Here is a 534-nt window from a genome sequence, read left to right on the forward strand (position 1 = left end):
CAGTAATCGTATCGTGGCCGAAACCGGTCTTGAAGACGAATGTGTCGTCGTTCTTGCCGCCGGTGAGCAGGTCGTCGCCCTTGCCACCGCTGAGCTCATCGGCACCGTCAAGGCCGAACAAGTGGTTCTTGCCCTTGTTGCCGAAAAGATCATCGCCGTCATTGGTGCCGGTGCCATCGATGTCGGCCTTGCCGAGCAGGATCAGTTGTTCGACATTGGCCGACAGAGTGTAGGTCACGGTCGACTTGACGGTATCAAACCCTTCACTGCCGCCGTTTTCCTTGAGCTTCACATGCGCGTTGTCGGTGATCAGCGTGTCGTCGCCGGCGCCACCTTCGATCGCGTGATCGACAGTGCCGCCACGATTATCGAAGACGTCCTTGCCGGTGCCCATATTGATGCGGCCGGTAATCGTGCCCTGGTTGACGACGCTGTCGTCGGAATCCCCGAGCTCGATCGCAAAGGCCTTCCCCTGGCCTGTGATGTGGCCGTGATTGGTGATGTTGATCTTGTCGGTCGCCTCAGTGTTTTCGG

Annotated in this window: 1 protein-coding gene; it reads right to left on the bottom strand. The window is 58.6% G+C overall.

The features are described from left to right. On the bottom strand, window positions 1-534 hold a 534-nt coding region (locus tag AC1D0P_RS27950; protein WP_477679706.1), incomplete at both ends, for a calcium-binding protein.

Source organism: Polaromonas sp. P1_G2 (assembly GCF_056405515.1).